Here is a 26,134-nt window from a genome sequence, read left to right as displayed (position 1 = left end):
GCTGGTCGTTACGCGCTTAGGGGCCCGCCAGTTCCTGCGGGGCTGATTTCTGGGGTGCCATTTTCTGGGAGGTGGGCGCCCAGAGGTCAAACTGGCTTCCGGCTCCCAGGCCCTGAGACGCTGCCCAGCGTGCAGCTGGCTGCGGCTTCTTGCTGGCGGGCTGCACGGTCTGGATACGCACAGCCCCTTCGGCAGCGGCCACCAGCAGGGCGTCGCCGTCGGTGCCCAGCACGGTGCCGGGCTGTCCTGTGCCGGGCTGCCCGCTGCCTGCTGGCACTGCGCTGAGCCCATCCAGCTTCAGGCGGGTGCCGCCCAAAAAGGCCGTCGTCTGCGGCCAGGCAGCCACGCCCCGGTAGCGGTTCACGATGGCCTGGGCCGGTTCCTGCCACCGCACGAAACCGTCTTCTTTGGTCAGCAGAGGTGCGTGGGTGGCCTGGCCATGGTCCTGCGGCTGCGGCGTCAGCCCAGGCCGCTCCCGAACGGTCTGTACCGCCAAGCGGGCCGCTTGCTGCGACAGCGCGGCACTCAGCTCCAGCGCTGTCCACTCGGGCGCTACAGTCAGTTCCTCTTGCCGCAGTACCGGGCCGGTGTCCATGCCGGCGTCGGTCTGCATGATGGTGGTCCCGGTGACGCTTTCACCCTCAATCAGGGCCCACTGAATCGGGGCGGCTCCCCGCCATTTGGGCAGCAGGCTGGTGTGGGTATTCAAAAAGCCGTAGGGCAGCGCGTCCAGCAGACTTTGAGGCAGCAGCTTGCCATAAGCACAGGTCACAGCGACTTCGGCCCCCGACGCCCGCAATTCCGCCTCGAACTCGGCGTTGCCGCGCAGCTTCCTGGGTTGTGCCAGCTTCAGTCCCAACTCGGCGGCGCGGGCGGCCACCGGGGGCGGCGTCAGCTTCAGGCCGCGTCCCACCGGCTTGTCCGGTTGACTGACCACCAGCACCACCTCGAAGGCCCCGTGCAGCGCTTCAAGCACCGGCAGCGCAAAAGCGGGCGACCCAAAAAAAGCCACCCGGCGGATGGCGGAGCTTCCCGTTTCAGAGCCGCTCGTCACGGTGCTCCTCGCCGTACCGGGCCTGCTGCGCCAAGCGGTCCAGGTTCAGCCGGGCCTGGCGCTGCATGGCAAGCAGGGCGGCGCGGTGGTCGTTGACCACGTCCTGCGGCAGATGGTCCAGAAACAGCTTGCCGTCCAGGTGGTCATTTTCGTGTTGGAACACGCGGGCCAGATAGTCCTCGGCCTCTACGACCTGCGCCTCTCCGTCCAGATCGGTGTACTCCACCCGCACGGCGCGGGCGCGCGGCACGCCCTCTTCATAGATGTCGGGAATGCTCAGGCAGCCCTCGGTTTCGGAGCGGTCCTTTTTCTTGTTGATCACGGTCAGCCGGGGATTCAGCATCACGTACTCGCGCAGCACGCGGGATTTGAGCGGCGTCTCCTTGCCCTCATTCTCTTCTTCGTTGTCGTCGTATTCCACTGCCACAAACATCCGCACGCCCAGGCCCACCTGCGGCGCGGCCAGGCCCACACCACGGGCGGCAAACATCGTTTCCAGCATGGTATCCGCCACTTCGCGCAGGCTCTGGGGCGCGAATCCGGGCACGGTTAGGGTATCGGTGTGCCCCAGGGGGCGGGCTTTGCGGCGCAGCACGGGGTCGCCGTACAGGCGAATCGGGTAGATGGAAGCAGGCGTGCTCATAACTTCCTTTTTTAGCGCAAATGCCCGGCCTGGAAGGCAGGCCCCGCCAAATGGCCTGCACAGGCCAGTGCATAAACAGACCAGGGCATAAACAGACCAGTTGCTCAGTTCAGGTGGTCTGCCGTCAGCGATTTGACGACTGCTCCCTGCTCATCCAAAAAGTCAATGCTGGCCTGCCCTGCCGCAGAAACCGCCAGTTGCAGCCGGGGCGTCCCGGATTTGTCGGCCAGCACAATGGTGGCCTTGTCGTTGGTCTTGCCGATGAACATCCGCTGCTGTCCGTAGTAGCCGCTGCTGGCGCGCTCGCTGAGCAGCCGGGTCCGCTCAGGTTCTGGCAGAGCTTTGAGCTGGGCCTGTTCCTCCAGGTCCTGCACAATAGAACGCTGCGGGCGGTCATTGACCATCAGCCCGGCAGCGGAGCGGCTGCCCTGGGTCATCCCGACCAGCTGAAGAATCTGGTCTTGCTCATAGGCATCGAAGGTCAGGCTGCCCGCACTGTTTCCTTTTGCTCCATCAAAGACCAGGCCGCCACTCTCGGTGCCTTCGTCGTTGTAGAAGAGCATCCCGGCCTGTTCCCTGGGATGCGGGTATTCCTTGCCCCGGATGATAGCTCCGGGCAGTGTGGCCCTGCCCGACAGCACCGCCCGCAGAGTGCCGTCCGGTTCACGGATATTGATGCGCTGTACGTCCAGCACCTCCAGCTGTTGCTGGCGCGGCCCGGCGGCACCGCCACTGGTAAAGAGCATGACGCCCAGCAGGGCGGTTACGGCTGCGGAATACAGAGTCAGATAGCGTTGATTGTTCATGGAGCCTCCCAGTGCGCAGGCTACGCACTGCGGCGCTTGGCGGCATCATTCAAAAGGTGCAATCCGCCATCTGGCTTATGGCCCGCCGCCGGAGCTGCGTTAGCCTGGGCCATGAGCGAACTGTTTCCTGTCCTTACCGGTCAAAAAGTCGTGCTGGCCAGATTGCGCCGTGAAGACGTGCCTGACATGGCACGCTATTTCGCCAATCTGGAGCTAACCACCTATCTTGGGGCCTTTGGCGGCGCATTTAGCTTGGAGGATGAACAAGCTTACTTTGACAGCGTGAGCAAAAGCAGCCCGGAGCAGGTCACGTTTGGTATCTATGCACGGGAAACCGAGCAGTTCATTGGCGGCCTGGACCTGCGCGGCATCAACCACCGGCACGGCACCGCCGAGCTGGGCATCAGCGTGCATAGCCCAGACCACTGGGGCGGCGGCTACGGCACGGAGGCGGTCAGCCTGATGGTGGAATATGGCATGTACTTCCTGGGGCTGTACAACATCACCCTCAACGTCTTTGCCTACAACGTCCGGGGCATTCGCGCCTACGAAAAGGTCGGTTTCCGCGAAATCGGGCGGCGTACCGGTGCTGTGCGGCTGGGGCAGGAGCGCTTTGACAGCGTCATGATGGAAATCACAGCGGACCGCGTAGATACCTCACGCATGCGGGCGCTGGTGCGGCAGCTGGATTGAGGTGACCGCAGAAGGATGAAAGCTTGAGCTGGAGCCATTTTCCGCCTTCTGCCTCCTTGCCCTTATCCCTGTGCTTCCTGTGCCAGATACGCTTCCAGGGCGGCCCGCAGCACGTCCGCTTCGCTGCGGCCCTCGGCTTTGGCACGCTTTTTCAGGCGGTCCAGTTGGCTGCGCGGGTAGTAGTTACTTTTCAGGACCATTTTGGCTGGGGTGTACAGGCAGGCGCGGCCCCGGCCCTCGCGTTTGGCGCGGTGTAGGGCTTCATCGGCGGCCAGCAGCAGTTCCGCAGGGGTGCGGGCGTGCGCAGGCTGCGCGGCGACCCCAGCGCTGAGGCCCACGCTGCGCGGCCAGCGGGGATCGCGGTGACGGGCGAACTGCCGCACCACCATGTCCATCAGGCGCAGGGCCGTTTCAGGCGAGGTTTCGGGCAGCAGCACGGCGTACTCGTCCTCACTGATTTGGCCCACTACGGCACCTGAAGGCAGTTCGGCACTCAGCAGCCGTTCCAGGCTGCGCAGCAGCCCCTCGGCCTCAGTGCGGCCCAGGCTTTCGCCTAACTGCGCAAAGTGGTCCACATCCAGCCTCGCTACGCTCAGCGGTGCCTGTCCCAGCTGTGCTAGAGCTGCCTGCCACCCGTCAGGGCGCAGAATGACTGGTCTAGCAGGCATCGGCACACTCTCGCGAGGACACCAGTAGGATATATATAAATGACATATATACATTTTATATCCGTTTCGTTGGTGCCTTCCTGCAAAACCCCGTTCCATACGCAAGTTGAGTCTGAATGACTCAGATTTATTGGGGGGTCCACTTGACATTTTTGCGGTTTCGGCTTTAGCTTGACCCTAAGGAGAAAGCCCGTAGGCTTGTCCTGGACACCGTTTTTGGTGCTGGCCTTGCTGCCGGAAACCTTTTTCCATCTCTCAACTCATTTCAAGGAGGTCCCCACATGTTGAAACCCCTCGGAGACCGTGTACTGGTCGAAATCATCGAAGAAGCAGAGCAGAAGACCGCTGGTGGCCTGTACGTGCCTGACACCGCCAAGGAAAAGAGCCAGCGCGGCAAAGTTGTGGCTGTTGGCACCGGCAAAATGCTGGAGAGCGGCCAGCGTGTGGCCCTGGAAGTGAATGTGGGCGACACCGTTTACTTCGCCAAGTACGGCGGCACTGAAGTCAGCGTAGACGGCAAGGACTACTCCCTGCTGTCCGAGCGCGACATCCTCGCCATCGTTGAGTAAGAGGCTGTGAGCTACGGACCGCCTGGTGTGTAGCTCTTGGCCCTTTGGTCCTTAACGCCCTTCCCCTTCAAAGGAGTAAGAAATATGCCCAAACAACTGGTATTTGACGAATCGGCCCGCCGCAGTATGGAGCGTGGCGTGAACGCTGTCGCCAACGCAGTCAAAGTGACCCTTGGCCCGCGTGGCCGCAACGTGGTCATTGAGAAGAAGTTCGGTAGCCCCACCATCACTAAGGACGGCGTGACCGTCGCCAAGGAAGTGGAGCTCGAAGACAAGCTGGAGAACATCGGCGCTCAGCTGCTGAAGGAAGTCGCGAGCAAGACCAACGACATCACGGGTGACGGCACCACCACCGCCACCGTGCTGGGTCAGGCCGTGGTCAAAGAGGGCCTGCGCAACGTGGCCGCCGGCGCCAACCCGCTGGCTCTGAAGCGCGGCATTGAGAAAGCCGTGGCCGCTGCCATCGAAGAAATTCAGAAGCTGGCCGTGCCGGTGGAAGACAGCGACGCCATCAAGAAGGTCGCCGGTATCTCCGCCAACGACCCCCAGGTGGGCGAAGAAATCGCTTCCGCGATGGACAAGGTGGGCAAAGAAGGCGTCATCACCATCGAAGAGAGCAAGGGCTTTGACACCGAAGTGGACGTGGTGGAAGGCATGCAGTTCGACAAGGGCTACATTAGCCCCTACTTCATCACCAACACCGAGAGCATGGAAGCCGTGCTGGAAAACCCCTTCATCCTGATCAACGAGAAGAAGATCAGCGCCCTGAAGGACCTGCTGCCTGTGCTGGAAAAAGTGGCGCAGACGGGCCGCCCGCTGCTGATCATCGCGGAAGACGTGGACGGCGAAGCGCTGGCAACCCTGGTGGTCAACAAGCTGCGCGGCACGCTGAACATCGCTGCGGTGAAGGCTCCCGGTTTCGGTGACCGCCGCAAGGAAATGCTGCGCGACATCGCTGCCGTGACCGGCGGCGAAGTGGTCAGCGAAGACCTGGGCCACAAGCTGGAAAATGTCGGCATGGAAATGCTGGGCAGCGCTGCCACGGTGCGTATCACCAAAGACGAAACCACCATCGTGGACGGCAAGGGTGAGCAGGCTCAGATTGACAGCCGCGTGAATGCCATCAAGGCCGAGCTGGATAGCACCGACTCCGACTACGCCCGCGAGAAGCTGCAGGAACGCCTCGCCAAACTGGCCGGCGGTGTGGCCGTGATTCGCGTGGGCGCGGCTACCGAAACCGAGCTGAAAGAGAAGAAGCACCGCTACGAAGACGCCCTGTCCACCGCCCGCTCGGCTGTAGAAGAAGGCATCGTGGCCGGCGGCGGCACCACCCTGCTGCGCGTGATTCCCGCTGTGCGCCGGGCCGCTGAAGGTCTGGAAGGCGACGAAGCCACCGGTGCACGCATTCTGATCCGTGCCCTGGAAGAACCCGCCCGCCAGATCGCCGCCAACGCCGGTGAAGAAGGCAGCGTCATCGTGAACGCCGTCATCAACTCCGACAAGGCCCGCTACGGCTTCAACGCCGCCACCGGCGAGTACGTTGAAGACATGGTTGCTGCCGGTATCGTGGACCCTGCCAAGGTGACCCGCACCGCGCTGCAAAACGCCGCCAGCATCGGCGCGCTGATCCTGACCACTGAGGCCATCGTGGCCGACAAGCCCGAGCCTGAAAAGTCTCCTGCTGGTGCTCCCGACATGGGCGGCATGGGCGGTATGGACTTCTAAACCTGAAGTGCCAAGCAAAGAGCCGGGGCGAATGCCTCGGCTTTTTGCTTGGCTTCTCAGCAGGATTTACAGAGAGGCCAAGGCAGGCAATACCGAGTTCCTCAGGCCTGCTGCCTTGGCCTCTGGAGAAGCGCCCCCACCGAATGTCTGAGTGCAGATTCCAGCTTTTCTCTTATGCTCCGTATCAGGTGTCGTCTGTAGGCTTGGTGCCGGGCCACCGGACGGGTTGGGTCCAGCGGGTCAGCTTGTCAGACTGGGGTTCGGGAGGAGCAGCTTCTTCGGTGGTGACTTGACTCCGGGCACTGGTCCAGCGGGCCTTGGCCAAAGCCACCTGCTTGCGTCTGCACGAGAGCTGATAAAAGCCAGCGGTCATGAGCAGGATGCCGATCAGGGTGAACAGCCACCACAAGAGATGCCCCAGGGGACTGTGGCGCATGCTGAGCAGCGCTGCATGTTCCAGCAAGGGAATGCCCAGCGCATTGCCGAGCCAGCTGAACAGAATGGTTAGGCCTTCGGTAAAAGCAGGAATCACCAGCATCCCTATGCCAGTCACGATGAGGGCCCACTCACCTTTTTGGTGGCCCAGTGCCTGGAACTTGAAATAAAAGGGCAGCGGAAGCAGCGCAGTCAGCAGCAAAAAGGCCAGCGCCTGAATCTGCCCACTCCACAGACGAGTGGTGAGAGCGTGGACCTGCGGTGCCGCTGTGCCTGCCCGGGGAGCGCTCTGGGCTTGCTTCTCCAACTCCCGCAGCTGCATGATTTCGGCGGCGATGTCGCTGGGCTCTATCCAGGAGCGTTTGGACAGGCTGTGCAGGTGAGCCGCCAGCTCAGTGGTAGCTTGACCCTGCAGACCCGTGGGCAAAGTATCTACCGCTTGAGCGGCCTGTGACAGAGCGCTCTGGGCGGCGGCCTGATCCTGACTGCCTGCTGCTGCCAGAGCGCGGGCCAGGGTGGCGTAAATCGCCGTGATATTTGGGGCGCTGCCGCCAGGGGTCCTGGCAGGTGAGCCGACTGTGGGCGCTGTCGCCGACGGATGCTCTGGAATGGCCGGGACGACGATCACACTGCTGGTGGCCTGCGCCGCTGTGGCCTGTGCCTGCCCACCAGGCGCACCGGGGGTTTCCCTCTGCGGGACTGCTGGCTTTTCTGCTGAGGACTGCGCTGCTGCCAGCTGGTCACGCAGGGACTGCTGCAGCTGAAGCGCAGTGCTGTGCAGCTGCCGCACTGACTGTGCGCTGCCTGCCAGGTTGCCCTGCGCCACCTGATTTAAGGAGGCACTGTAAGTGGCTGCGTCTGGAGCGCCCGTCAGCTCTGCAAGGTGCAAGTACCAGCCACTGGCTTGGGTAAGCCGCAAGTAGGCCTCATCCCGGCTGAGGGCAGCTGCGCCACTTTGCCAAGGAGCCAGCACAGCTACAGTCTGGCGGGCGGCGGCTTGCTGCAACAGGGCGGCCGCAATTTCGGGCTGGCCGAACTGTCCGGCGCGGCGCAGGGCTGCCGTGTCAGCGGCATTCAGGCCGAAGTCCTGTGCCAACTGGTTGAGCCTGGGCCCAGTATCTACATCGGCCTGCAACAGGTCCTGTAGCGTCTGGGTATAGAGGGCGTGCCGCAGCAAGGCCTGGGCGTAGAGGGTCTGCGCCTCCAAGTCAGTTGGGGTACGGGCCAGGGCAGCGCGCGCTTGGTCCAGCGCCCCCTGAATACTGCTGCTCAGGGGTGGGGTGCGCAGGCTGGGGCGCAGCACAGCAAAGACCCCTTCGGCGCGGTCCAGCTCAATCAGTGCCGCCCCGACATCGGTGGGCCGCACGCTCTGGGCACGGCTTAGCGCGTGGCCAAGCTCACGGTAGGCGCCGAGGTCCTGCGCCTGCGCCGCAGGCAAGGAGACCAGCACCGCGCTCAGCAGCGCAGGTTGCAGCGCTGGGGCAATCTGTAAGAAGGCTCCTACTCGCTTCATTCAAGCGGCATTCTCGGTTTGGACTTGCCCCAGTTCTCCCAGCAGACGGCCCACGTTCACTTCAGGTCCGGCCAGGACGGCTACGGCATAGCTGCCGAGGGGGCGTACACAGACCACCGTGCCGCCTACCTGCGCCGACATCAGCCGCAAAGAGCGTCCGCGCAGCAGCAACACCGTGGCTGCCACCACGCTGCCCAGGGCCGACAAATCCTTGAGCGAACGCACCTGCACCACCTCGCCGTTTTCGCGGCACACCATCACGCTCTGCACGCCGCTGATTCGGCCCAGCTCGGCAATCAGACGAGTCTGATCGGCCCCCTGGCTCAGGTCATAGGCCCGCGCGACTGGGGCTGCCAGGTACTCAGGGTCTTCAAGCTCGAAGTCGTCTTCGCCGAAATCCCAGTCTTCACTGTCCGTGTCTTCGCTCTCGGCTGCCAAGCTGCTCTGCTCCCCCAGTTGCGTCAGGGTGTCAGTGGTGGCCGCCGTGGGTGTGAACACCGCCCCCAATTCCTGCGCAGCCAACTGTTCCGACAGTGCGCGCAGCATCCGGCGGCGCTCGTCCTCGTCCAGCAGGTCGGTATAGGCCCGGTCCAGGGCAGGAAAGAGCAGGCCCTGCAACTGCTCAGCGCTCAGCTCGGCGGCGTCCAGGCCCTGTTCCTGCAAGGTACGGTCCAGCACCTGCTGCAAGGCCACCACCGAAATGCCCCGCTCCTGAGCGGTGCTCTCCAGTGCGGAGGAGGCGAGTTGGTAGGGGGTAAGCAGTTCTGTGTCTGACATGACGTTCCTCACTTCACCCTAGAGTCACCCTTGTCACAGAACTGTTTTCTGGGTTTAGGCAGGCAAAAGGGTCTGCCGTACAGCCCGTACAGGTGGGCGCTTATCTGGGCAGAGCGCACAGGCTGACATTTCCCCGGCCCTGTTCGCCGGATGAGAAGCTGACGAAGAGGTCGGGCCGCTCCCCGTGCTGTGCCAGCCAGCTGCGGTCTTCGCCCAGGGCCGTCTCGGTGTCCTTGACCTGATAGCCCAGCTCCAGCAGCCGCTCCTGCACTGCTGGCAGGGTCTGGCGGGCGTCAGAAAACAGGATCACCTCGGGCTGCTGGCACTGCCAACCCCGGTAAGCGGCGGCCTGCGCAAAAGCGTCGGCAAAGCTCAGGCTCTGGAGCTGCGGTGGCGGGAAGCCGGTAGGAATATCCAGCTCCAGCAGCTTTGAGTGGCCGCCAGCGGCCCCTGGTGCGGCAGTCGCAGAGGCTGAAGCCGTATCGCCTGAAGAGGGGATTGGTCCTTTGTCCTGGATGACAGGCACGGGCGCGTCCATCTCCGGGCGGTCACGCAGCGCCCAAAAAGCGGTGCCCAGTCCCAGCAGCCCGACCAGTACGCCAACCAAGCCCAGCCACCAGCCACTGGGCAGTGCGGAACGCTGGCGCTCAGCGGCTGGCTCAGGTGGGAGGGGAGGCGGCGAAGAGACGTCCATCTTCTGCATTGTAGGTGCCAGGGCAGGCCGGGGGCCACCAGGCGGAGCGGACCCGGAGGCCGCACGCCCGCGCCGCAGCCTCTATGCTGAGGGTCATGACGCCTGCAGAATCTTCCCAAAAGGACAGGCCACCTACTGCCGACTCCAGCCTGCCAGCGGTGGCTGCACGTCTGCGCCGCATCGAGGCAGACTGGCGACGCCTGGGCGTGACCAGGGTGCGGATTTTTGGCTCGGTGGCGCGTGGGGAGGCCACCGATCTGAGTGATGTGGACCTGCTGCTGGACCTGCGCGAAGGCGCTGGCCTGCTGAGCCTGATGGCCGCCAAGGACCTGTTTGAAGGGGTGCTGGGCACCCGCATAGACGCCCTGACCGAAGGGGCCATCAAACCGGCCCTGCGCCGGGGCATCCTGACGGACGCAGTGGACATCATGGCTGTGCCGGACCGGCCTCACCGTACCCACCGCCGCAAACGCTGGCGCTGGCGTGTGTATGACCTGCTGGACGCTCTGGACCGCACAGCAGACTACACTGCGCCGCATGACCGGCAGTCCTTCCGACAAGATGAGCAGGCCGTAGACGCCGTCCTGCGGAATCTGGCGCGTCTGGGCGAAACCACCAAGTTCATCCCCCAGAGCCAGCAAGACCGTCACCCCCAGGTTCCCTGGGCCCTGCTGCGCGATATCCGCAATCTGGTGGCGCACGACTACTTCGGCATAGACCTGGACCTGGTGTGGCAGACCGTCCGGCATGAGCTACCGCAGCTGCGCCCACTGCTTCAGGAGCTGGCTGAAGAGGGAGAAGGAGGAGCCGAAGACGAAGGTGGCGGGGGAAGATAATGCCCGCGCCGTGCCGGTTGAGCGCAGTTCACTTTGATGGCGGTTCGGTTCTTTTCCTGATCGACCTGGATTTTGAAGCGGACCTGGAAGCCGAAGCGGCCCGGCTGGGTGAGCTGTTGGACCGAAACCTCGCCGAGGTCTTTTACTGCGACGCTGACTTTTGCCTGGACCTGGGCTGGTATGACGCCTCCGGCCTGGCTGACGGGCACTTCCCGGACGGCCAGTTCATCCTGCGGCTGTGTGGCGGGCGCGTGACCCTGCGCGAGTGGCGCACCCGCGACCTGCGCCAGTTACGGCGCTTTGTGCTCCAGGCCCGTGACCGCGCAGCGACGCTGCATCCCAGGCGCGACTTGCCGACCACGCTGCTGGAGCTGTACACCGACTCCGAACCGCTGGCCGCCGAGGTGGACCTTCTGCTGGCTGCTCACCTGCCGGGCCGCCGCGTCCGCCGCCGCCGGGCCTGGCATATCAGCGGAGACCGGCTGCTCTGGACGGCCCAGCCCCCGCTGACATTGGCCGAGGCAGAAGCTGTCTATGCGCCGCTGAAGGCGTGGCAGAGGGAGCGGCAGGAGCAGGCGTCCGTGTCCGAGTTGGAGGACTGGCTGCACCGCCTGCGCAGCTGAACTAATCCACCCGCGCTGGCCGCCGTCCCAGCGTATTGACCAGCAGCACCCCGCCCAGGGCAATAGCGCCGCCGAGCAGGGTCATCTCGGTGGGCCGCTCACCCAGCCACAGGTAGGCAATCAGGGTGGCGAGCACTGGCGTGACATACATCAGGTTGGTGCAGGCCGCTGCGCCCACCCGTGAAATCGCGTAGCTCCAGGTGAGGTATGCCAGTGCCGCTGGAAACAGCGCGATATAGGCCACCGTAAGGTGCGCGCTGAGTGGGGCCTGCGCCCACCCCTGAAGCAGCTCTGGCAAAAAGACCAGCATAGGAAGAGTCCCTGTGATGATGCTCCAGATGGTGAACTGGATAGGCCGTACTTGGGCGAGCAGCGGTTTTTGCAGCACGAAATACAGCGCACTGGCGAGCGCAGACCCCAGCACCAGCAGCGCCCCGGCGGTAAAGTCCATGCTCTGTCCGCGTCCCAGCACGATCAGCAGCACCCCGCCCAGGCTGATCAGGCTGCCCAGCCAGCCGAGAGGACTGAGCCGCTCCTGCCCCAGCGCGAGCGAGAGCAGGGCGGTCATGACCGGCACCACCGCGATGATGATGCTGGCGGTCCCTGCCGGGACGGTGACCTGGCCGTAGTTGAGCAGCAGATGGTAGGCCGTGATTCCAACCAGGCTCACCAGCACCACGGGCAGCAGCAGCCGCGCTGGCGGCGGCGGAATCCGGGCCACCAGCGCGTAACCGCCCAGCGCCAGACTGGCCACCGCAAAGCGGTACAGCGCCAGGGGGCCGGGGCCGAATTCCTGCAACCCGGACCGCACTCCCGCAAAAGCAGAGGCCCAGAACAAAATGGTGATCGCTGCGGCAGCCAGCGACCATGAATCCCACTGGCCCAGCGTGGGCTGCGGAGCGGTGCGGGCCAGGAAGTATTGGCGGGACATAGTCCACTATAAGCCGCGTTCCAGCGCTGTTAAGCTGATGTTGGGGCAAACTTCACCCTGCCCGGAAGGTGAGCCACATACACTACAGTGAACCCAACGGAGGAGATTCAAATGACCAAACAGACGAATAAAAATGGAAGTGACGCCAGCGCCCTCGGTGAGATTGACCAAAGCCGCCTGCTGAGCGGCGCGGCTGGTGGTGCCCTGCTGATGCTGGGCCTGGGCCGCCGTGGCGTGCTGGGCCTGGGGATGGCGGCTGTGGGCGGCTACCTCGCCTACCGCGCCGCGACCGGCTCGGACCCTGTGATGGAAGCGGCCGGTCTGGGCAGCGCCAGCGCCTCTGCCAAGCCCATTTTCGTGGAGCATTCGGTCGTGATTGACCGCCCCGCCCAGGATGTGTACGGCTACTGGCGCAAGCTGGAAAACCTGCCCCAAATCATGAGCCACCTGGAAAGCGTGACTGAGCTGGACAGCCGCCGCAGCCGCTGGGTGGCCAAGGCTCCGCTGGGCACCAATGTGGAGTGGGAAGCCGAAATCGTGAACGACAAGCCCGGCGAGCGTATCGGTTGGCACTCGCTGCCCGGTGCCACGGTGGACAACGCCGGCAGCGTGCAGTTCGAGAGCCTGGCCGGCGACAAGACCCGCGTGCATGTGGCCCTGAGCTACCGTCCGCCGGCCGGCGCCCTGGGTGCCGCTGTCGCCAAGCTGTTTGGTGAAGAACCCAGCCAGCAGATTGCCGAAGACCTCCAGAAATTCAAGGCCGCCTTTGAAGGCGGAACCGTGCCCAAGAACTGAGGCTCAACACTCAAACGATTGTCAGAAAGCGCCCCTCAGGAGGGCGCTTTTTTTCTTGCTTTTCTCGGGCGAATGGAAGCGGCGGCCATACCCGCATTGTTTCTGACTGCTCACACTACTCAAACGCCACTCTTGCTACAGCAGCACAGCTTTTTAGGAGTCGGCGTTGGACTGCTCTTCGCCCGCTTCCATCACCGTCAAAGAGCGCAGGGACTTGCCCTGGTGCCAGCCGTACTGCGGGTCATCCAGGCCCAAGGTCTGAGCGATGGTCTGTGCGGTGGCCTTGTCAGGTTCGTTTTCGTCGCCCAGACAAAACAGCAAGAACTTGCGTCCGCCCGGCGCGATGCGGATAAACAGGTCCTCGCCCAGCTCGATTTGCTGGGTGCGTCCGGTGCGGGCGGCGCGGGCCTGGCCGTCCACCAGAGCGGTGCGGACGCTGACGGTGACGGTTTCGTGAGCCATATGCGGCAGGCTAGCACGCGGCCCGCCACAGACCTGGGACGCTACGCAGAATGGTAAAACAGAGCATGACCACCCAATCTCCGCTCGCTGGTTCCCCGCTGAGTAGCGTGCGCCGTCAGGTGCAGGACATTCCGGCTTACCCCTACGTGCCCAGCAAGGCCCGTATCAAGCTGGACCAGAATGAGAGCGCCTACGACTTTCCGGCTGAGCTCAAGGCATTGGCAGCGCAGCGAATGCTGGAGCGCCCCTGGCAGCGCTACACCGACCTGAACACCACCGAGCTGCGGCAGGCCATCGCCCGGCTGGAGGACTGGGACGCGGCGGGCGTGGTGGTAAGTTCGGGCAGCAACGTCATGATCAAGGTGCTCACCGAGCTGGCCGGTATCGGGCAGACGGTGCTGACCACTGACCCCACCTTTGCGGTGTATCCACTAGAAGCTGGAATGCTGGGCGCAGAGCTGGTCAAGGTGCCGGTGCAGCCTGACCTGTCGCTGCCCGCAGAGGCCCTGAAAAAAGAGCTGGAGAGCCGTGGCCCTGGCCTGTTTGTGCTGATTCAGCCTCAGGCCCCCACCGGCCACGCTGACCGGCCCGAGGTGGTGCGCGGCCTGGTCGAGACGGCTGCTGCCCATGGCTGGCTGACCGTGATTGACGAAGCCTACTACCAGTTCAGCGGCACCGATTACCGTGCTCTGGTGCGCGAGCATCCCAGCGTGCTGAGCCTGCGGACCTTTTCCAAAGCCTGGGGGCTGGCCGGGCTGCGGCTGGGTTATGCGCTGGCCCACCCCGAGCTGGCCGCGCAGCTGAGCAAGCTGGTGCCAGCCTTCTCAATCAATGTGCTGACCCAGTGCGCGCTGGAAGTGGCGATGGAGCACCCTGAGTACGTGCGTGAGCGGGTTGAGGAAAATAACCGCGAGCGTGAGCGGATGCTGGCCGCCCTGGAAGGCCATCCCCACTGGAAAGCCTGGCCCAGCAGCACCAATTTTTTCCTGATTCAGACGCCTGACGATGCAGCGGCGGTGCGCCTGCTGGAACAGCATGACGTGGTGGTGCGCGGCCAAAAAGGTCTGCCGGTGCTGGGCGACTGCTTGCGCGTGAGCGTAGGCAAGCCCGAAGACAACGACGCTTTTTTGCAGGCTGCTGAAGCGGCCCGCTGAGCCGAAAAGGGGAGAGGGGCGGCGCAGATGGTGGCTGTGCGTCTGAGGCCACGGCTCAGCCTGGTTCAGAGAGCAGCTACAGTGGCCCAGTGACTGAGTCGCCCCCAAGCACTCCTGGCGAAGCGGTGCCGCCAGGCTACCCGCCCCGTTCGCCCTGGCCGCGTGCAGGGCGGGTGTGTACGGCCTGCGGCGCTTGCTGCTCTGCGCCGGATATTGCTGCGCTCCACAAGCCTTTGGGCGTGCCCTGCCTCCATCTGGGACGGGAACAGGAAGGCGCAGGCTGCCTGTGTGCGGTGTATGCTCAGCGCCCGGCCATCTGCCGGTCCTACCAACCGGACTGGGTGTGCGGTGAAGTGGCTCCGCTGCCGACGCTGGAGGCACGCACGCGGCGCTTCTTGGAGATTTACGGTCTGCTGGAGGAAGCGGCTGGCGAGAGTGCCGGACCAAAGAGCAGTTGACCGAAAGGTATCCGCCGTTGCTGCGAGCCAAGCGGGGGAGACAGGGCCGAATGCAGCAGGATGTTTAGTCTGCCAATCGCTCTCTCCCCGCGCCGTATACTGAACTTTGCCTGCCGAACTGCGGCACTGCTGAGCCCCCAGTGGGACGGCTCAGCCCAGACAAGGAGTGAACGCCATGCAAGAACTGCAAGAAAAATTGGCGTCCCTCCGGGAGTATCTTTGACATTCCCGGCAAGGAACGCCGCCTAAACGAACTTGACCACTTTCTGGCCGATCCGGACCTGTGGAATGACCAGAGCCGTGCCCGTAGCGTCACCCAGGAAGCCACTGGTGTACGCGGTGTAGTCGAAAAGTACCGTGGGCTGAAATCCGATCTGGACGGCCTGGCCGAGATGCTAGAACTGGCTGAAGGCGACGAAGAGCGCGAAATGCTGCTGGAAGAACAGGCCGGGATTGAGCAGCGGGTAGATGAGCTGTACCGCGAGACTCTTTTCACCATGAAGCACGCCGATACCTCGGCCATCATCCGCGTCAAGGGCGGCGCAGGCGGCACCGAAGCTCAGGATTGGGCCGGAATGCTGGCCCGCATGTACATGCGCTGGGCCGAGCGCCGGGGCTACAAGGTAGACATTCTCGACGAGCAGCCGGGTGACCAGGCGGGCTACCAAAGCATTGAATTCATCATCCGGGGCGAAAAAGCTTACGGCATGATGAGTGCTGAGCACGGGGTTCACCGCCTGGTGCGGGTGTCGCCCTTTGACTCCAACAACCGCCGCCAGACCAGCTTTGCCAGTGTGGATGTGGTGCCGGAAGTGCCCGAAGAAGAGATTGATATTCATATTCCCGACTCCGACCTGCGCCGTGACGTGTTCCGCTCACAGGGCTCGGGCGGGCAGGGTGTGAACACCACCGACTCCGCCGTGCGCCTGACCCACTTGCCCACCGGCATCGCCGTGGCCTGTCAGATCACCCGCAGCCAGATCAAGAACCATGAGCTGGCCCTGCAAATCCTCAAGCAGCGGCTGTACGACATCGAAATGCGTAAGCGTGAAGAAGAAGCGCTGGCCGCGCGTGGGCAGCAGTCGAGTGTAGAGTGGGGCAGCCAGATGCGCTCCTATGTGCTGGACAAGCAGTACATCAAAGACCACCGCTCGGGCCTGATGCAGCACAACCCCGATGATGTGCTGGACGGTGACCTCGACGACCTGATGTGGGCGGGCCTGGAGTGGAAGGCCGGCAAGCGCGTGGCGGAGGAATCCGGCGACGACGACTAAGCAGGTCTGCGCCGGGGCGGGAAAAAGAGGCCGGACGTGCCCCTGATTTCCCCGCCCCGGCGATTCTGTGCCAACCGTGTGCGCGGCGGTCCACTAGACTGGCAGGCACCACAATGACTTCTTTGCCACCTTCCCATTCCATGCCTGAGATTCCGGCTGCGGCCGCGGCTGGTGTTCAGCCGGTCCGTTTGCTGGGGAGCGGCAGCACGGCGCATGTCTACCTGGCCTATGACCAAGGGGGCCGTCAGGTGGCCCTCAAAGTCCTGCTTCCGGCTGCGGCGCGGCAGGACAATCCTGGCGCAGCCGAGATGTTTGCCAACGAAGTCCGCATGACGCTGCAACTGCGTCACACCCATCTGGTCCGGGGATACAGCGGGCAGGCGTACGGCGAGGGCGCTTACCTGACGCTGGAGTATTTCCCCGAAGGTTCCCTGGACGGCCAGCTGACGGCGGGAGCGCCGCTGCCGCTGGAGCGGGGAGCAGGCATTCTGCATGGCGTGGCGGCGGGGCTGCACTACATGCACGGTCAGGGCGCGGTCCACCAGGATGTCAAGACGCAGAATGTCTATCTGGACGGCAACCGTGCGGTGCTGGCTGATTTTGGAGCGTCCTACATGATTGCCCAGGGCGGGCGGGCAGGCGGCAGCCCTTTTTATATGGCTCCTGAAATCTACCGGGGAGAAGGCGGCACGGCGGCCAGCGATGTGTATTCCCTGGGGGTGCTGGGATACGAGGTGCTGGCTGGTCAGCGCCCCTTCCGCGCCGAGAGCTACGAGGACCTGATGGGTGAGCACCTGCTGACTGCGGCCCCGGCCCTGTCGCACATCGCTCCGCAGGTGCCCCGTTCGCTGGCGCGGCTGCTTCAGCGGGCCCTTGCCAAAGCGCCGGCAGACCGCCCTGGGTTGGACGAACTGCTGGAAGCACTGGCGGAGGCCGCTGGAAACCAGTCACCCGCTCCCGCCGGAACTGCGACCGAAAAGGGCGTGACTGAGAGTGGCGTTCGGCTGGGCCGACATGCGGCAGCTCCCGCCCCTGAGTGCAGGGCAGCGGACGAGCCAGCCAGCGGCCTGTTCTCACGCTGGAATCCTTTCCGCAAAAAGGGCGGCCCTTCCTGAATTGTGGTTAGGCTGGAATCTGGCCAAGCTGAACTTGGGTCAGGGCTGAGCGTCCTGCCAGGCCTGCTCCAACTGCTCCGCTGCCTGCACACTGACGACCAGGCGCAGACGGCTGGCCGTGCGCTGAACCTCGGCCCCGAACGCCGCTGGGTCTGCCGAGTTGGCCAGTCGCTGGAGAATCTCCTCGCTGCGTGCCCCCAAATTGGCCTGGAGAACGGGCGCGACGGCGTCCATGGCCCGCTGAACATCGAAATCCGCAGGTGACTGCTGCCCTAAGTCTGAAGGTGGCTGGTGTTGGTGGCCTGTGGGCAGGTCGCTCAGCAGACCTGAGACGTCAGCGGAGGTCTGCACCGGCTGCAATAGCCCAAGCCGCAAGAGTCCGGCAATTGCCTGCTCTGTTGCGGCTTGGGACAATCGCGCCGCTTCACACAGTTCGGCAGCAGTCCGCTGTCCCAAGCAGGACATGTACACCCGCAGCTCCTCCCGTGAAAGGGGCTGCGTGGCCTGACGGGGCAGGCGGCGAAATGCGCCAGTGCTGATTGGGGAATCTCCCATTAGCCCAGTGCGGCGATCACATCACGGATAAGCCGCAGGACCAGGGTGACAAAAGCCGCCCCCAGCAGCAGGATGACGGCCAGGACCAGGAGTGAGCTGTTTTCAGGTTGTCCCAGGGCCAGCACGGTGGCAGCCAGGTAGCCCAGCGCGAACATCAGAATCATGGCCAGCAGTTGGCTCAGGCGAAGCCCAATGACGCCGCCCTGAATCTCGCGCCGCAGCTGAGAGCCGCTGAAGAGGTTGTAAACCATAATCGCCAGACCAGCGACCAGAAGAAGAATAGTTATATTCATGTCATTTTCCCTGTATGTGTTACTGACTTTATGGTTACGCTATCCGGCAGTGCCCCACAACATGCTTACAGCGCGTCCTGAACGGTGCTGATGGTCTTCTTCATCCTTGTGCGTGAGCTCCTGAAGCTTTGCTGTTCCATTTTTCCAGCCTGGACTCAGGGCCGGACTTTCTCGAACAGCAATAGAGGAGCGTCCAGCGCGGCAGCTCGCCAGATGTCCTGGCGGTGCATGGCCTGTGGCGGGCAGCTGTCCACGCAGGCCATGCAGCCGGTACAGGCGCTCAGGTCCAGGGTCAGGTGCAGGGTTCCGGCAGCGTCATGTGTGCGGGTGATGGCCTCGGTGGGGCAGACATTGGAGCAGACTGGGCAGTCCATGCACTTTTCGTCAACCAGAGGTGCAGGCCAGTACACCGGGGCGATGGGTGCGGGGGATGGACTCAGGCTGGCCTTGCGCCAGCGCCATTCCTGGGGCGTGCGTTCGGCGGGTTCGGACCAGTCCACAAACGGCAGCGGAGATTCGGGGATCAGGCCCACCAGCTCGCGGCGGCCACTGCTGACCAGCTGACCCAGTGCGCCGCGCCGTGAGAATCGCTGAGCGCGGGCCTGGTCCTCTGGCCGAGCGGCCCTCACCTCCACCTGCGCCGGACGGCCAGTGGCTTCACGCAGCCGCTCAGCGTCACTCAATACGCGGTGTAGGCGCTGCGGCACGTCGGGGGCACCTACGGGGCACGCGGCGCAGTCGCCGTGAATCAGCGTCAGTGGCACGTCCCACGCGCCAGCTGCCGACAGGAGCGCGGGCGTCACGCGCCCCAGGCAGGTGAGGCTGGGGCCACCCGCTCCGCTTTGCGAACAGGTGAGGCTGGCTTCGGTCTCCGGCTGCCCAGGCCCTCCCCGCTGGCCCTGAACCGAGGTCAGCGGACCAGTCAGGTCGTATTCCAGTGCGCCGCTGGGGCAAGCCTGCACGCACAGGCCGCAGCCGGTGCAGCGGTCTGGGTCAATCTGCACCGAGTTGCCCAGAGGGCCGAGGATGACCGCTTCGTGCGGGCAAGCCTGGGCGCACAGGTCACAGCCATCTACCGTCTGACGCTCGCGGAGGCAGCGTTGGGCGGTGTAGCGCGGTTCCAGGGTGCCCAGTTCGCTCAGGCGGTCCAGCCAGCGGTTCATGAGGTCTCCCTAAGTGTGGTCAGGCCTGTTATCTGCCGCACGGCAGCGGCCACCTCCTGCGGGTGCGTCCAGTGCAGCTGGTGGCCGCCGCTCAGCAGCCGCAGCTGTGCTCGGGGGAGCTGCGCCGCCAGCGGTATGGCGTGGTCCTGCGCAGGCGAAAGGGCGTCCTGATTGCCAGCCAGCAGGGCCACCGGCAGGTGCAGCTCAGCGTAGCCTGGCATCAGCCCCCTCAGTTCGCGGGCAATGGTGCGGTTCTCCTCCGCCAGGGCCAGCAGCTGTGAGCGCCGCAGCGAGAAAGCGCGCATCATGCGCCGCCAGGGCTGGGGCATGGGGGCCGGCGCAAAGGCGCGCCCGCCTTCGAGCTCGACCACGGCGAGGCCCAGCGGAATCAGCAAAATGCGCGTGACCAACCACTTTGCTGGCGGCCACGCCAGCAAGCGGGCCAGCGGCCTGGTCAGCCCCGGTGCCGGAAAAGCCAGGGGGGACACCAGCACCAACCCACTGACCCGGTCTGGTCGCCGCGCGGTCAGGGCCAGCGCCACCGGCGCACCGTAGGAATGGCCCAATAGTGTGGCCTGCGTTACGCCCAGGGCGTCAAGCAATTCGGCCAGTTGCTGGGCTCCCGCCGACACGGTGATTTCGCCGCTGGCCGGAGTATAGCCGTGCCCCAGTCGGTCAGGCGCGATCAGGCGGTAATGGGGTGCCAGCAGCGGCCACAACGGTGAGCTGGGCCAGTCGTGGGCCACTCCGTCGCTGCCGTGAATCAGGACCAGCGCGGGCCCGGACGGGGTGCCGCCTTCCACCACATGCACCGGCCCAGAAGGGAGGCGCAGCGTCCGCCCCAGCGGGGGATAGCGCCGCTCGGTGCGGCTTTGCCAACCGGAGACGCTCAGGGCACCGGCTGCCAGCAGGGCTGCCGCAGACAGCAAGGATCGTCGGGAGGGAAAAGGCAGCGGCACAGCGGACCCAGCATAGCCCGGTCCCGGTCAGAGAATGGCTGCTCAGGCTGCGATTGCAGCCGCTTGCTCAAGCCTATGGGGGATGGGCCTATGGGGCAGTTGGCAGTGGCAATGCCCCAGGGAGGCTTAACGCCTTTTCACCCGGCTGCGCTGAGTCTGCCCGCACAATGCAACCATGACCACTCCTGAGCGCGATTTCCAGCAGACTCGGCCCGAAGACCAGCGTGACGAACGGGCGGTGCCTGCCGACGCGGCTGACGCTGTGAACACCACTGACCGTACCGCCCCCAGTGACGCGGCGGGCAAGCCGCTATACGCCGAGCAGGACCTGCGCCAGACTGCCGGGGTTGGTGGGGACGGGCCAGCCGCTGTGCCGCCCCGCACGCTTTCTCAACCTGCACAGGCTGACACTGCACAGGCCGACAATGAACCGGGCAGCCGTCTCGGCAAAGTGCGTACCGTTACCTACTCCGCCGAGACAGGCGGCGTACAGGTGGTGGAGGAGCACCGCCCCGCACCGAGTACGGAGCACGCCAGGGACGACGGCGGCGTGCTGGGCAGCCTCAAAGACACCCTGCTGAGCCGCACAGAGGGCCTGCGTCAGCGCGGCGAACAACTGGCGAATACGGCCCGACTCAAGGTGGAAGTGATGGGCTACAGCCGCGACCTCGAAAGCCTGTATGCCCGGTTGGGCCGCGCCTACCACCACCGCGCCGCCCCCGAGATTCTGGACCTGATTGAGCAGGAGATTGCCCAGGTTGAGCGTGACATCGCCCTGCGTGAACGCCAGATGGAGAGCCGGGACGTCAGCCGCGAGTTGAACGTGCAGCGCGCCCGTGCTGAACGTGAGCGTCCAGCGGTGCATCTGCCCGAACCGACGGTGCCCAGCGTCTCCGGTGCATTTGGGGTTGAGGAGCGTCCGCCCCAGATTCAGCACCACCTGGAGACCGAAAAGCGGGACACTTTCTTTGGGCTCGATAAGGGCGGTGTGGACCAGCAGGCCACGGTGGCAGGTGGCAACGCTGCTTTTGACACCCAAATCGAACCCGAAGATTCGGTGGTGTCGCTGGGGGATCTGGAAAAAGCTGACAACCGCTGAGCGGCAACTTGGCGAGCAGGTCCGGCCTTCTGCTGAAGGGGCCGGGCCTGCTCTTTGACGCGGCTACAGGTCGCGCCGGCTGAAGTGCCACATCGCCGCCAGGACTGCCAACACCGTCAGACAGATGGACCACAGGAGCATGGCCGGGCTCACCGGGTCGCTGCCAAAGAGCGGATTGGGCACCGGAGACAGCTTGAGGCCCGCATTGACTTCGGGGTGTTGCAAGTGGTAGCTGGCCCCCAGCCACAGCTCGTTGGTGGGCATCAGGGTGTTGGCGGCGCGGCTGAGGGTCTGCATGACTGGGCTATTCACCAGCGTGCCGATGGCATTCAGGAAGCCTCCGGCCATGCCCACGCCGTACAGCACAAAGACCCCGATACCGTTGGCGAGCGTGGTAAAGAGGGTGCTGCCCAGCACGGTCAGGGCCGTAGTCAGCAGGATGCTCAGGACGATGAGGGCTATGGCGGCCAGTGGATTGGGCGGCATAAAGCCAGTAATGAGGTACACGCCGCCCAGCATCACAGCGCTGACCAACAGGACATAGGCCGCATTCACGATGCTGAAGCCCAGCCAGCGTCCGGCGACCAGCTCGGCGCGGCTGACTGGGCGCGAAATAACACTCTGCACCACGCCGCTTTCTACGTCGGCACTGACTGAACCCACGGTGGACAGCACTGCCATGAGTGATCCCAAAAAGGTGACGAGATACATGCCGAACATGGCCGCAAAATTCACCGGAATCAGGGCGCTGCCCAGCTCGCCGGTCACTGGGTCCAGGCCACCGGGCCGGTCCAGGAAATCCAGGTACATGCGGTAAATCCCATACAGATAGAACCCTACGAACAGCGCTGTCAGAATCAGCAGGACTGCGACCAGACGCTTGCGCAGCGATTCGCGTAAGGACAGCGAGGCCATCAGGCCCACGCGGCGGGGATTGAGGTTAAAGTCGCTGAACTTAAGCATGGGCTGCCTCCGGTGCGTTGGTGGGGGCCGGGGCCGCTTCACCGCTTTGGCCGACCAGTTCCAGGAAAATGTCTTCCAGTTCGGGGCGCAGCGGGGTCAGCGCGTACAGCTGCGCTCCACTGTCCAGCAAGCGGCGGGCCAGCTCGGGCACCTGGCTTTCGCTGTTCAGGCCCACTTCCAGCGTGACTGTGCCAGCTGGCTGGGCTTGCTGCGACAGAATCGGCCCGAAACTGCGGAGTATGTTGAGCGTGGCCGGGGGGGCGGTGTCCAGCTCTACACGCACGCGCAGGTCGCCGCCCATCACTTCGCTGAGGCGGCCCTGGCGCAGCACCTGACCCTGGCGCACGAACGCCACATGGTCACACACCTGTTCCACCTCTGCCAGCAGGTGCGAATTCAGAAAGACACTGACACCTTCGCCGCGCAGGTCTTCAATGATGCGGCGCACTTCTATACGCCCGATGGGGTCCAGGGCGCTGGTCGGTTCGTCCAAAAAGACCAATTCGGGCCGCGCCAGCAGCGCCGAGGCCAACCCGGCCCGCTGAAGCATGCCTTTGGAATAGCCTTCCAGCCGCTCGCCCCCGCGCCCGGCCAGCCCCACCCGCTCCAGCACCTGCGGCACACGGGCGCGAATCTCGGCGCTGCGCAGCCCGGCCAGCTGTCCGTGAAAGGTCAGGAATTCATCCCCAGTCATCCAGGTCTGGAAGCGAAACTGCTCGGGCAAAAAGCCCAGCCGCGCCCGCACCGCCGGGTTGTCCGGCGAGCCGCCCAGCACTTGCAGTTGCCCTGAGGTGGGCCGCACCAGGCCCAGCAGCATTTTGACCGTGGTGCTTTTGCCTGCGCCATTGGGACCCAGGAACCCGAAGACTTCGCCGCGCCCGACCCGGAGGTTCAGGCCGCGCACGACCTCTTTGGGGCCGTAGCTCTTGCGCAGGTCGTGGGTCACGATGACGGGCGTGCTGGCAAGAGGAACGGTCATGCTTCTCAACATAGTCGCCGCGCCCGGGGGCAATTGTCGGATGGGGACACTCAGCCAGAGGCTGGGCGGGGATGTGCCTGCACCTGACCGGGCCTACAGGGCCGCTCCCTATAATGAGCCCTATGAGACGGCTGGGCGGCTACGAATTGCAGCGGAACTTGGGGGGGACAGACGCTGCGCAGGTCTGGCAGGGACTGGAGAGCGCCAGCGAAAGTCCTGCGCTGATCTTTGTGCTGCCCGCCGCTTACTTGCTGTCTGCCCGGCCTGACCTTGCCACTCGGCACCCCGCCCTGCTCCCTCTGGCCCACTCCGGTGTAGCCGAGGTGCCCGGCGAAAACGGGCAACCGGGAGGCCGCGCTGCCTACCTGGGCAGTGCCCTGCCACCCGGGGCCGAGCCGCTGCGCTCACTGGACCGCGCTGCACTCCTGGACTTGCTGGGAGCACTGGCAACCCTGCACCGCGCAGGTGCAGCCCACGGGGGCGTGCGCCCAGAACTGCTGTGGCGGCGCGGGAACCAGGTTTATCTGGCTGGAGCGGGCGTGCCCTGGCAACGGGAGCGGGAGCCGAACCCTTTGGCCGTTCCCGATTTTGCCCAGGATGTGCGGCGGCTGGGCGGAGCGCTTGCTGACGTGCGGGAGGAAGCGGATTTGCCCGCTGGCTGGCTGCCTGCGCTGCGTGAAGCCACGGCCCCGCAGGCGGCGCAGGACCTGCTGGCCCGCTGGCAGGAGGAACCCAGGCCGGAGCTGGCTGCCCAGCCTAATCCCCCCCAGAAGCTGACTGCCACAAGACCGCTGGTCCCGACACCGCCACGACCTGCAACGCCGCCACCTGCGACCCCGCTGTCCTCGGCTGCGCCGGTCACTGCGTCTGGTGGGGTGCGGCGGGGGGTGTCGCCCTGGCCGTGGCTGCTCACTTCGCTGGCGCTGGCGGGGGTGCTGGCTGGCAGTTTCTGGGCGTATCAGAACCTGAAAGTGCCTGGTGCGCCGCTTGAACCTCCGGCTTGCTGCGAGGTGCGCTATACCGTGCGCGGCAGTGAGGTGCCGGTTCAGCTGCGCGTGTTGGACGCCCCGCCGCAGCTAACCGTAGACCCCCAGCAGGCCGAGGGCACCGCTCCCGGCACCATGCAGCTGCCCGGTCCTGGCGAGTACCGCATCCGTGTGTCGGCTGACGGCTACGCCCCGCAGACCATCAGCGTGACGGTGCCGCGCAGTTTGCCGGTGGCTATCGAGCTGGAATAAGCAGGCTGGACTAAGCGGACTGGACCAACCCTGTGTGTGCTGCTCCCCGGTAGACTGCTCTGAAGATGCGTTCCCTCTCCTTTTTGCTGGTCTCGCTGCTGTGTGCTTGTCAGCCTGCGCCGACCACTTCTACCACTTCGGCCCGTGCTGCTGAGGCTCAGCCACAGACGAGCTCCGCCCCGGCTGCGCCAGCCACTGCACCAGATATGCCCGCGCTGGTGCCCACGCTGAGGCCCGAAGTGCTGAAGCGATTTCCCCATGACCCAGCCGCTTTTACCCAGGGGCTGCAATGGGTAGAGGGCCGCCTGCTGGAAAGCACCGGCCAGGTGGGCGAGTCTGGCGTGCGTTGGGTAGACCCCAGCACCGGGCAGATAGAGGCGCAGGCCCCCACCCCCAGTCCACAGGCGTTCGGTGAGGGAGCCACATTCCTTAATGGACAGGTGTACCACATCACCTGGCAGACCGGCGAGGCCTACCGCTTTGACCAGGCGCTGCAACTTCAGGAGACCTACGCCTACCAGGGCGAAGGCTGGGGCCTGACCCACAACGGCCAGGAACTGATCATGAGCGACGGGAGCGCTGCGCTCTTTTTCCGTGACCCACACACCTTCAAGGTGACCCACCAGATCACCGTGACCGACGGAGGCCAGCCAGTCCCGCAGCTCAACGAGTTGGAATGGGCAGACGGCGCCATCTGGGCTAATGTCTGGATGCAGGACCGGATTGCCCGCATTGATCCCCAGACGGGCAACGTCACCGGCTGGCTGGACGCCTCCGCGCTGGCCGACGAGGCGGCGCGTACGGCCTCTGAGCAGGGCCGCCCCCTGACCCGCGACGATGTGCTGAACGGTATTGCCTACAACGCCGATACCGGCACCTTTTTCCTGACTGGCAAGCGCTGGCCGGTGCTGTTTGAAGTGCAGGTCAGCGGCGGCGAGTAGGGTTCAGCGGCGGTCCCCTTTCAGCTCCCAGACGGGGGGCTGGGCAGCCGGGCATTGGCCTTCAGCTCAGAGCACCCAGTGCCCGCTGCACCCGCGCCCAAATCGCCGCGTCCAGTTCATCTGCGGAGCGTGTGGCGTCCAATACCAGCCAGCGCTCCGGCTCGGCAGCGGCCAGGTCCAGAAAGCCTGCGCGCAAACGCCGGTGAAAGTCCAGCGGCGCATTTTCCAGGCGGTCGGGCTGTCCACGCGCCGCGACCCGCGCCAGGCCCGCCGCAGGGTCCAGGTCCAGCAGCACGGTCAGCGCTGGGGTCAGGCCGCCGGTGGCCTCAGCCGTCACGCGGCGCAGAAAGTCCATGTCCAGCCTGCGTCCGTAGCCCTGATAGGCCAGTGTGGAGTCGGCGTAGCGGTCGCACAGCACCACGTCGCCGCGCTCCAGCGCCGGGCGCAGGCGTTCGCGTACCAGTTGGGCCCGGCTGGCCGAATACAGCAGAAACTCGGCCAGGGGCTCCATGTTGAGGGCCGGGTCCAGCAGGGTCGCCCGCACCTGTTCACCCGCCGGAGTCCCGCCTGGCTCTTTGGTCGCCAGGACCTGATGGCCTGCCCCTTCCAGCCTCGCCCGGAGCCTCTCCAGCTGGGTGCTTTTGCCCGCGCCTTCCGGCCCCTCGAAGCTGATGAACAGACCACTGAGTGCCTTCGCCTTTTTGTTTTCTGTCACTGGT

29 protein-coding genes are annotated in these 26,134 nt (G+C 64.8%); 13 read left to right on the top strand and 16 right to left on the bottom strand.

The features are described 5' to 3' along the window. Window positions 1-16 precede the first annotated feature (16 nt). The 3 genes from fmt to IE158_RS00685 form a co-directional block, all read right to left on the bottom strand. Window positions 17-1,054: a methionyl-tRNA formyltransferase gene (gene fmt, locus IE158_RS00695; RefSeq protein ID WP_189641736.1), complete on the bottom strand. Its 1,038-nt coding sequence runs from the start codon at window positions 1,052-1,054 to the stop codon at window positions 17-19. Further along, the gene (gene def, locus IE158_RS00690; protein WP_189641735.1) at window positions 1,038-1,697 is read right to left on the bottom strand and encodes a peptide deformylase; all 660 of its coding nucleotides are present in this window, start codon (window positions 1,695-1,697) and stop codon (window positions 1,038-1,040) included. Before def ends, fmt begins: the two co-directional genes overlap by 17 nt. 104 nt (window positions 1,698-1,801) lie before the next feature. Beyond that, on the bottom strand, window positions 1,802-2,503 hold the full coding sequence (locus IE158_RS00685) for a hypothetical protein (RefSeq protein WP_189641734.1): 702 nt from the start codon (window positions 2,501-2,503) through the stop codon (window positions 1,802-1,804). A 111-nt stretch (window positions 2,504-2,614) separates the two neighbouring features. Between IE158_RS00685 and IE158_RS00680 the strand changes: the two genes are divergently transcribed. Further along, entirely contained in the window at window positions 2,615-3,196 is a 582-nt protein-coding gene (locus tag IE158_RS00680; RefSeq protein ID WP_189641733.1) for a GNAT family N-acetyltransferase, read from the top strand. 62 nt (window positions 3,197-3,258) lie between these two features. On the opposite strand, the gene IE158_RS00675 is transcribed toward IE158_RS00680, so the two are convergent. Next, entirely contained in the window at window positions 3,259-3,864 is a 606-nt protein-coding gene (locus IE158_RS00675) for a diguanylate cyclase domain-containing protein (protein ID WP_189641732.1), read from the bottom strand. 281 nt (window positions 3,865-4,145) lie between these two features. On the opposite strand from IE158_RS00675, the gene groES reads away from it, so the two are divergent. Beyond that, window positions 4,146-4,433, top strand: a complete 288-nt coding sequence (gene groES / locus IE158_RS00670; protein WP_189641731.1) for a co-chaperone GroES — start codon at window positions 4,146-4,148, stop codon at window positions 4,431-4,433. Between the two features lie 84 nt (window positions 4,434-4,517). Further along, entirely contained in the window at window positions 4,518-6,158 is a 1,641-nt protein-coding gene (groL, locus tag IE158_RS00665; RefSeq protein ID WP_189641730.1) for a chaperonin GroEL, read from the top strand. A 184-nt stretch (window positions 6,159-6,342) separates the two neighbouring features. On the opposite strand, the gene IE158_RS00660 is transcribed toward groL, so the two are convergent. From IE158_RS00660 to IE158_RS00650, 3 genes are all read right to left on the bottom strand, one after another. After that, window positions 6,343-8,106 (bottom strand): hypothetical protein, encoded by a 1,764-nt coding sequence (locus IE158_RS00660; RefSeq protein ID WP_189641729.1) that lies wholly within the window; start codon window positions 8,104-8,106, stop codon window positions 6,343-6,345. Further along, window positions 8,107-8,883 carry a roadblock/LC7 domain-containing protein gene (locus IE158_RS00655; RefSeq protein WP_189641728.1) on the bottom strand — a complete coding sequence of 259 codons (777 nt, stop codon included), beginning with the start codon at window positions 8,881-8,883 and terminating at the stop codon, window positions 8,107-8,109. Window positions 8,884-8,983: 100 nt separating this feature from the next. Beyond that, a complete protein-coding gene (locus tag IE158_RS00650) occupies window positions 8,984-9,577 on the bottom strand; it encodes a hypothetical protein (RefSeq protein WP_189641727.1) in 594 nt (197 codons plus the stop codon). A 95-nt stretch (window positions 9,578-9,672) separates the two neighbouring features. On the opposite strand from IE158_RS00650, the gene IE158_RS00645 reads away from it, so the two are divergent. Then, window positions 9,673-10,413, top strand: a complete 741-nt coding sequence (locus tag IE158_RS00645) for a HepT-like ribonuclease domain-containing protein (RefSeq protein ID WP_189641726.1) — start codon at window positions 9,673-9,675, stop codon at window positions 10,411-10,413. After that, window positions 10,413-11,036, top strand: a complete 624-nt coding sequence (locus tag IE158_RS00640; protein ID WP_189641725.1) for a hypothetical protein — start codon at window positions 10,413-10,415, stop codon at window positions 11,034-11,036. The genes IE158_RS00645 and IE158_RS00640 overlap by 1 nt, the downstream gene beginning before the upstream one ends. A 1-nt stretch (window position 11,037) precedes the next feature. Here the strand turns inward: IE158_RS00640 and IE158_RS00635 are convergent, their stop codons facing one another. Beyond that, on the bottom strand, window positions 11,038-11,967 hold the full coding sequence (locus tag IE158_RS00635; protein WP_189641724.1) for a DMT family transporter: 930 nt from the start codon (window positions 11,965-11,967) through the stop codon (window positions 11,038-11,040). Window positions 11,968-12,078: 111 nt separating this feature from the next. Between IE158_RS00635 and IE158_RS00630 the strand changes: the two genes are divergently transcribed. Next, the gene (locus tag IE158_RS00630) at window positions 12,079-12,762 is read left to right on the top strand and encodes an SRPBCC family protein (protein WP_189641723.1); all 684 of its coding nucleotides are present in this window, start codon (window positions 12,079-12,081) and stop codon (window positions 12,760-12,762) included. A gap of 153 nt (window positions 12,763-12,915) precedes the next feature. Here the strand turns inward: IE158_RS00630 and IE158_RS00625 are convergent, their stop codons facing one another. Beyond that, complete coding sequence (locus IE158_RS00625) at window positions 12,916-13,224, bottom strand: hypothetical protein (RefSeq protein WP_189641722.1); 309 nt, start codon at window positions 13,222-13,224, stop codon at window positions 12,916-12,918. A gap of 65 nt (window positions 13,225-13,289) precedes the next feature. Between IE158_RS00625 and IE158_RS00620 the strand changes: the two genes are divergently transcribed. The 4 genes from IE158_RS00620 (at window position 13,290) to IE158_RS00605 (ending at window position 17,225) form a co-directional block, all read left to right on the top strand. Continuing rightward, a complete protein-coding gene (locus IE158_RS00620) occupies window positions 13,290-14,378 on the top strand; it encodes a pyridoxal phosphate-dependent aminotransferase (protein WP_189641721.1) in 1,089 nt (362 codons plus the stop codon). An 89-nt stretch (window positions 14,379-14,467) separates the two neighbouring features. Then, entirely contained in the window at window positions 14,468-14,836 is a 369-nt protein-coding gene (locus IE158_RS00615; protein WP_229838804.1) for a YkgJ family cysteine cluster protein, read from the top strand. A 175-nt stretch (window positions 14,837-15,011) separates the two neighbouring features. Beyond that, window positions 15,012-16,110, top strand: a protein-coding gene (gene prfB / locus IE158_RS00610) for a peptide chain release factor 2 (protein ID WP_189641720.1) whose coding sequence is annotated in 2 segments (ribosomal slippage) — window positions 15,012-15,056 and window positions 15,058-16,110 — 1,098 coding nt in all. Because the reading frame shifts where the segments join, the coding sequence is not laid out codon by codon here. A 113-nt stretch (window positions 16,111-16,223) separates the two neighbouring features. After that, window positions 16,224-17,225, top strand: coding sequence for a serine/threonine-protein kinase (locus IE158_RS00605; RefSeq protein ID WP_229838803.1), 1,002 nt, complete (start codon window positions 16,224-16,226; stop codon window positions 17,223-17,225). A gap of 39 nt (window positions 17,226-17,264) precedes the next feature. On the opposite strand, the gene IE158_RS00600 is transcribed toward IE158_RS00605, so the two are convergent. From IE158_RS00600 to IE158_RS00585, 4 genes are all read right to left on the bottom strand, one after another. Next, window positions 17,265-17,780, bottom strand: a complete 516-nt coding sequence (locus tag IE158_RS00600) for a hypothetical protein (protein WP_189641719.1) — start codon at window positions 17,778-17,780, stop codon at window positions 17,265-17,267. Continuing rightward, a complete protein-coding gene (locus IE158_RS00595) occupies window positions 17,780-18,073 on the bottom strand; it encodes a hypothetical protein (RefSeq protein WP_229838802.1) in 294 nt (97 codons plus the stop codon). Before IE158_RS00595 ends, IE158_RS00600 begins: the two co-directional genes overlap by 1 nt. A gap of 155 nt (window positions 18,074-18,228) precedes the next feature. Then, window positions 18,229-19,236: a 4Fe-4S binding protein gene (locus tag IE158_RS00590; RefSeq protein ID WP_189641718.1), complete on the bottom strand. Its 1,008-nt coding sequence runs from the start codon at window positions 19,234-19,236 to the stop codon at window positions 18,229-18,231. Further along, window positions 19,233-20,195, bottom strand: a complete 963-nt coding sequence (locus tag IE158_RS00585; RefSeq protein WP_189641717.1) for an alpha/beta fold hydrolase — start codon at window positions 20,193-20,195, stop codon at window positions 19,233-19,235. The genes IE158_RS00590 and IE158_RS00585 overlap by 4 nt, the downstream gene beginning before the upstream one ends. A 175-nt stretch (window positions 20,196-20,370) precedes the next feature. Between IE158_RS00585 and IE158_RS00580 the strand changes: the two genes are divergently transcribed. Continuing rightward, entirely contained in the window at window positions 20,371-21,294 is a 924-nt protein-coding gene (locus tag IE158_RS00580; RefSeq protein WP_189641716.1) for a hypothetical protein, read from the top strand. 63 nt (window positions 21,295-21,357) lie between these two features. On the opposite strand, the gene IE158_RS00575 is transcribed toward IE158_RS00580, so the two are convergent. Beyond that, a complete protein-coding gene (locus tag IE158_RS00575) occupies window positions 21,358-22,257 on the bottom strand; it encodes an ABC transporter permease (RefSeq protein ID WP_189641715.1) in 900 nt (299 codons plus the stop codon). Beyond that, window positions 22,250-23,236: an ABC transporter ATP-binding protein gene (locus tag IE158_RS00570; RefSeq protein ID WP_189641714.1), complete on the bottom strand. Its 987-nt coding sequence runs from the start codon at window positions 23,234-23,236 to the stop codon at window positions 22,250-22,252. Before IE158_RS00570 ends, IE158_RS00575 begins: the two co-directional genes overlap by 8 nt. A gap of 122 nt (window positions 23,237-23,358) precedes the next feature. Between IE158_RS00570 and IE158_RS00565 the strand changes: the two genes are divergently transcribed. Beyond that, window positions 23,359-24,474: a hypothetical protein gene (locus IE158_RS00565; protein WP_189641713.1), complete on the top strand. Its 1,116-nt coding sequence runs from the start codon at window positions 23,359-23,361 to the stop codon at window positions 24,472-24,474. Window positions 24,475-24,539: 65 nt separating this feature from the next. Next, window positions 24,540-25,415: a glutaminyl-peptide cyclotransferase gene (locus tag IE158_RS00560; RefSeq protein WP_229838801.1), complete on the top strand. Its 876-nt coding sequence runs from the start codon at window positions 24,540-24,542 to the stop codon at window positions 25,413-25,415. A 61-nt stretch (window positions 25,416-25,476) separates the two neighbouring features. Here the strand turns inward: IE158_RS00560 and tmk are convergent, their stop codons facing one another. Beyond that, window positions 25,477-26,130, bottom strand: coding sequence for a dTMP kinase (tmk, locus tag IE158_RS00555; protein WP_229838800.1), 654 nt, complete (start codon window positions 26,128-26,130; stop codon window positions 25,477-25,479). Window positions 26,131-26,134: the final 4 nt, after the last annotated feature.

Source organism: Deinococcus piscis, assembly GCF_014653275.1.
GTDB lineage: Bacteria > Deinococcota > Deinococci > Deinococcales > Deinococcaceae > Deinococcus > Deinococcus piscis.
The sequence above is the reverse complement of the archived record's forward strand: the minus strand, read 5'-3'. Positions and strand labels throughout refer to the sequence as shown.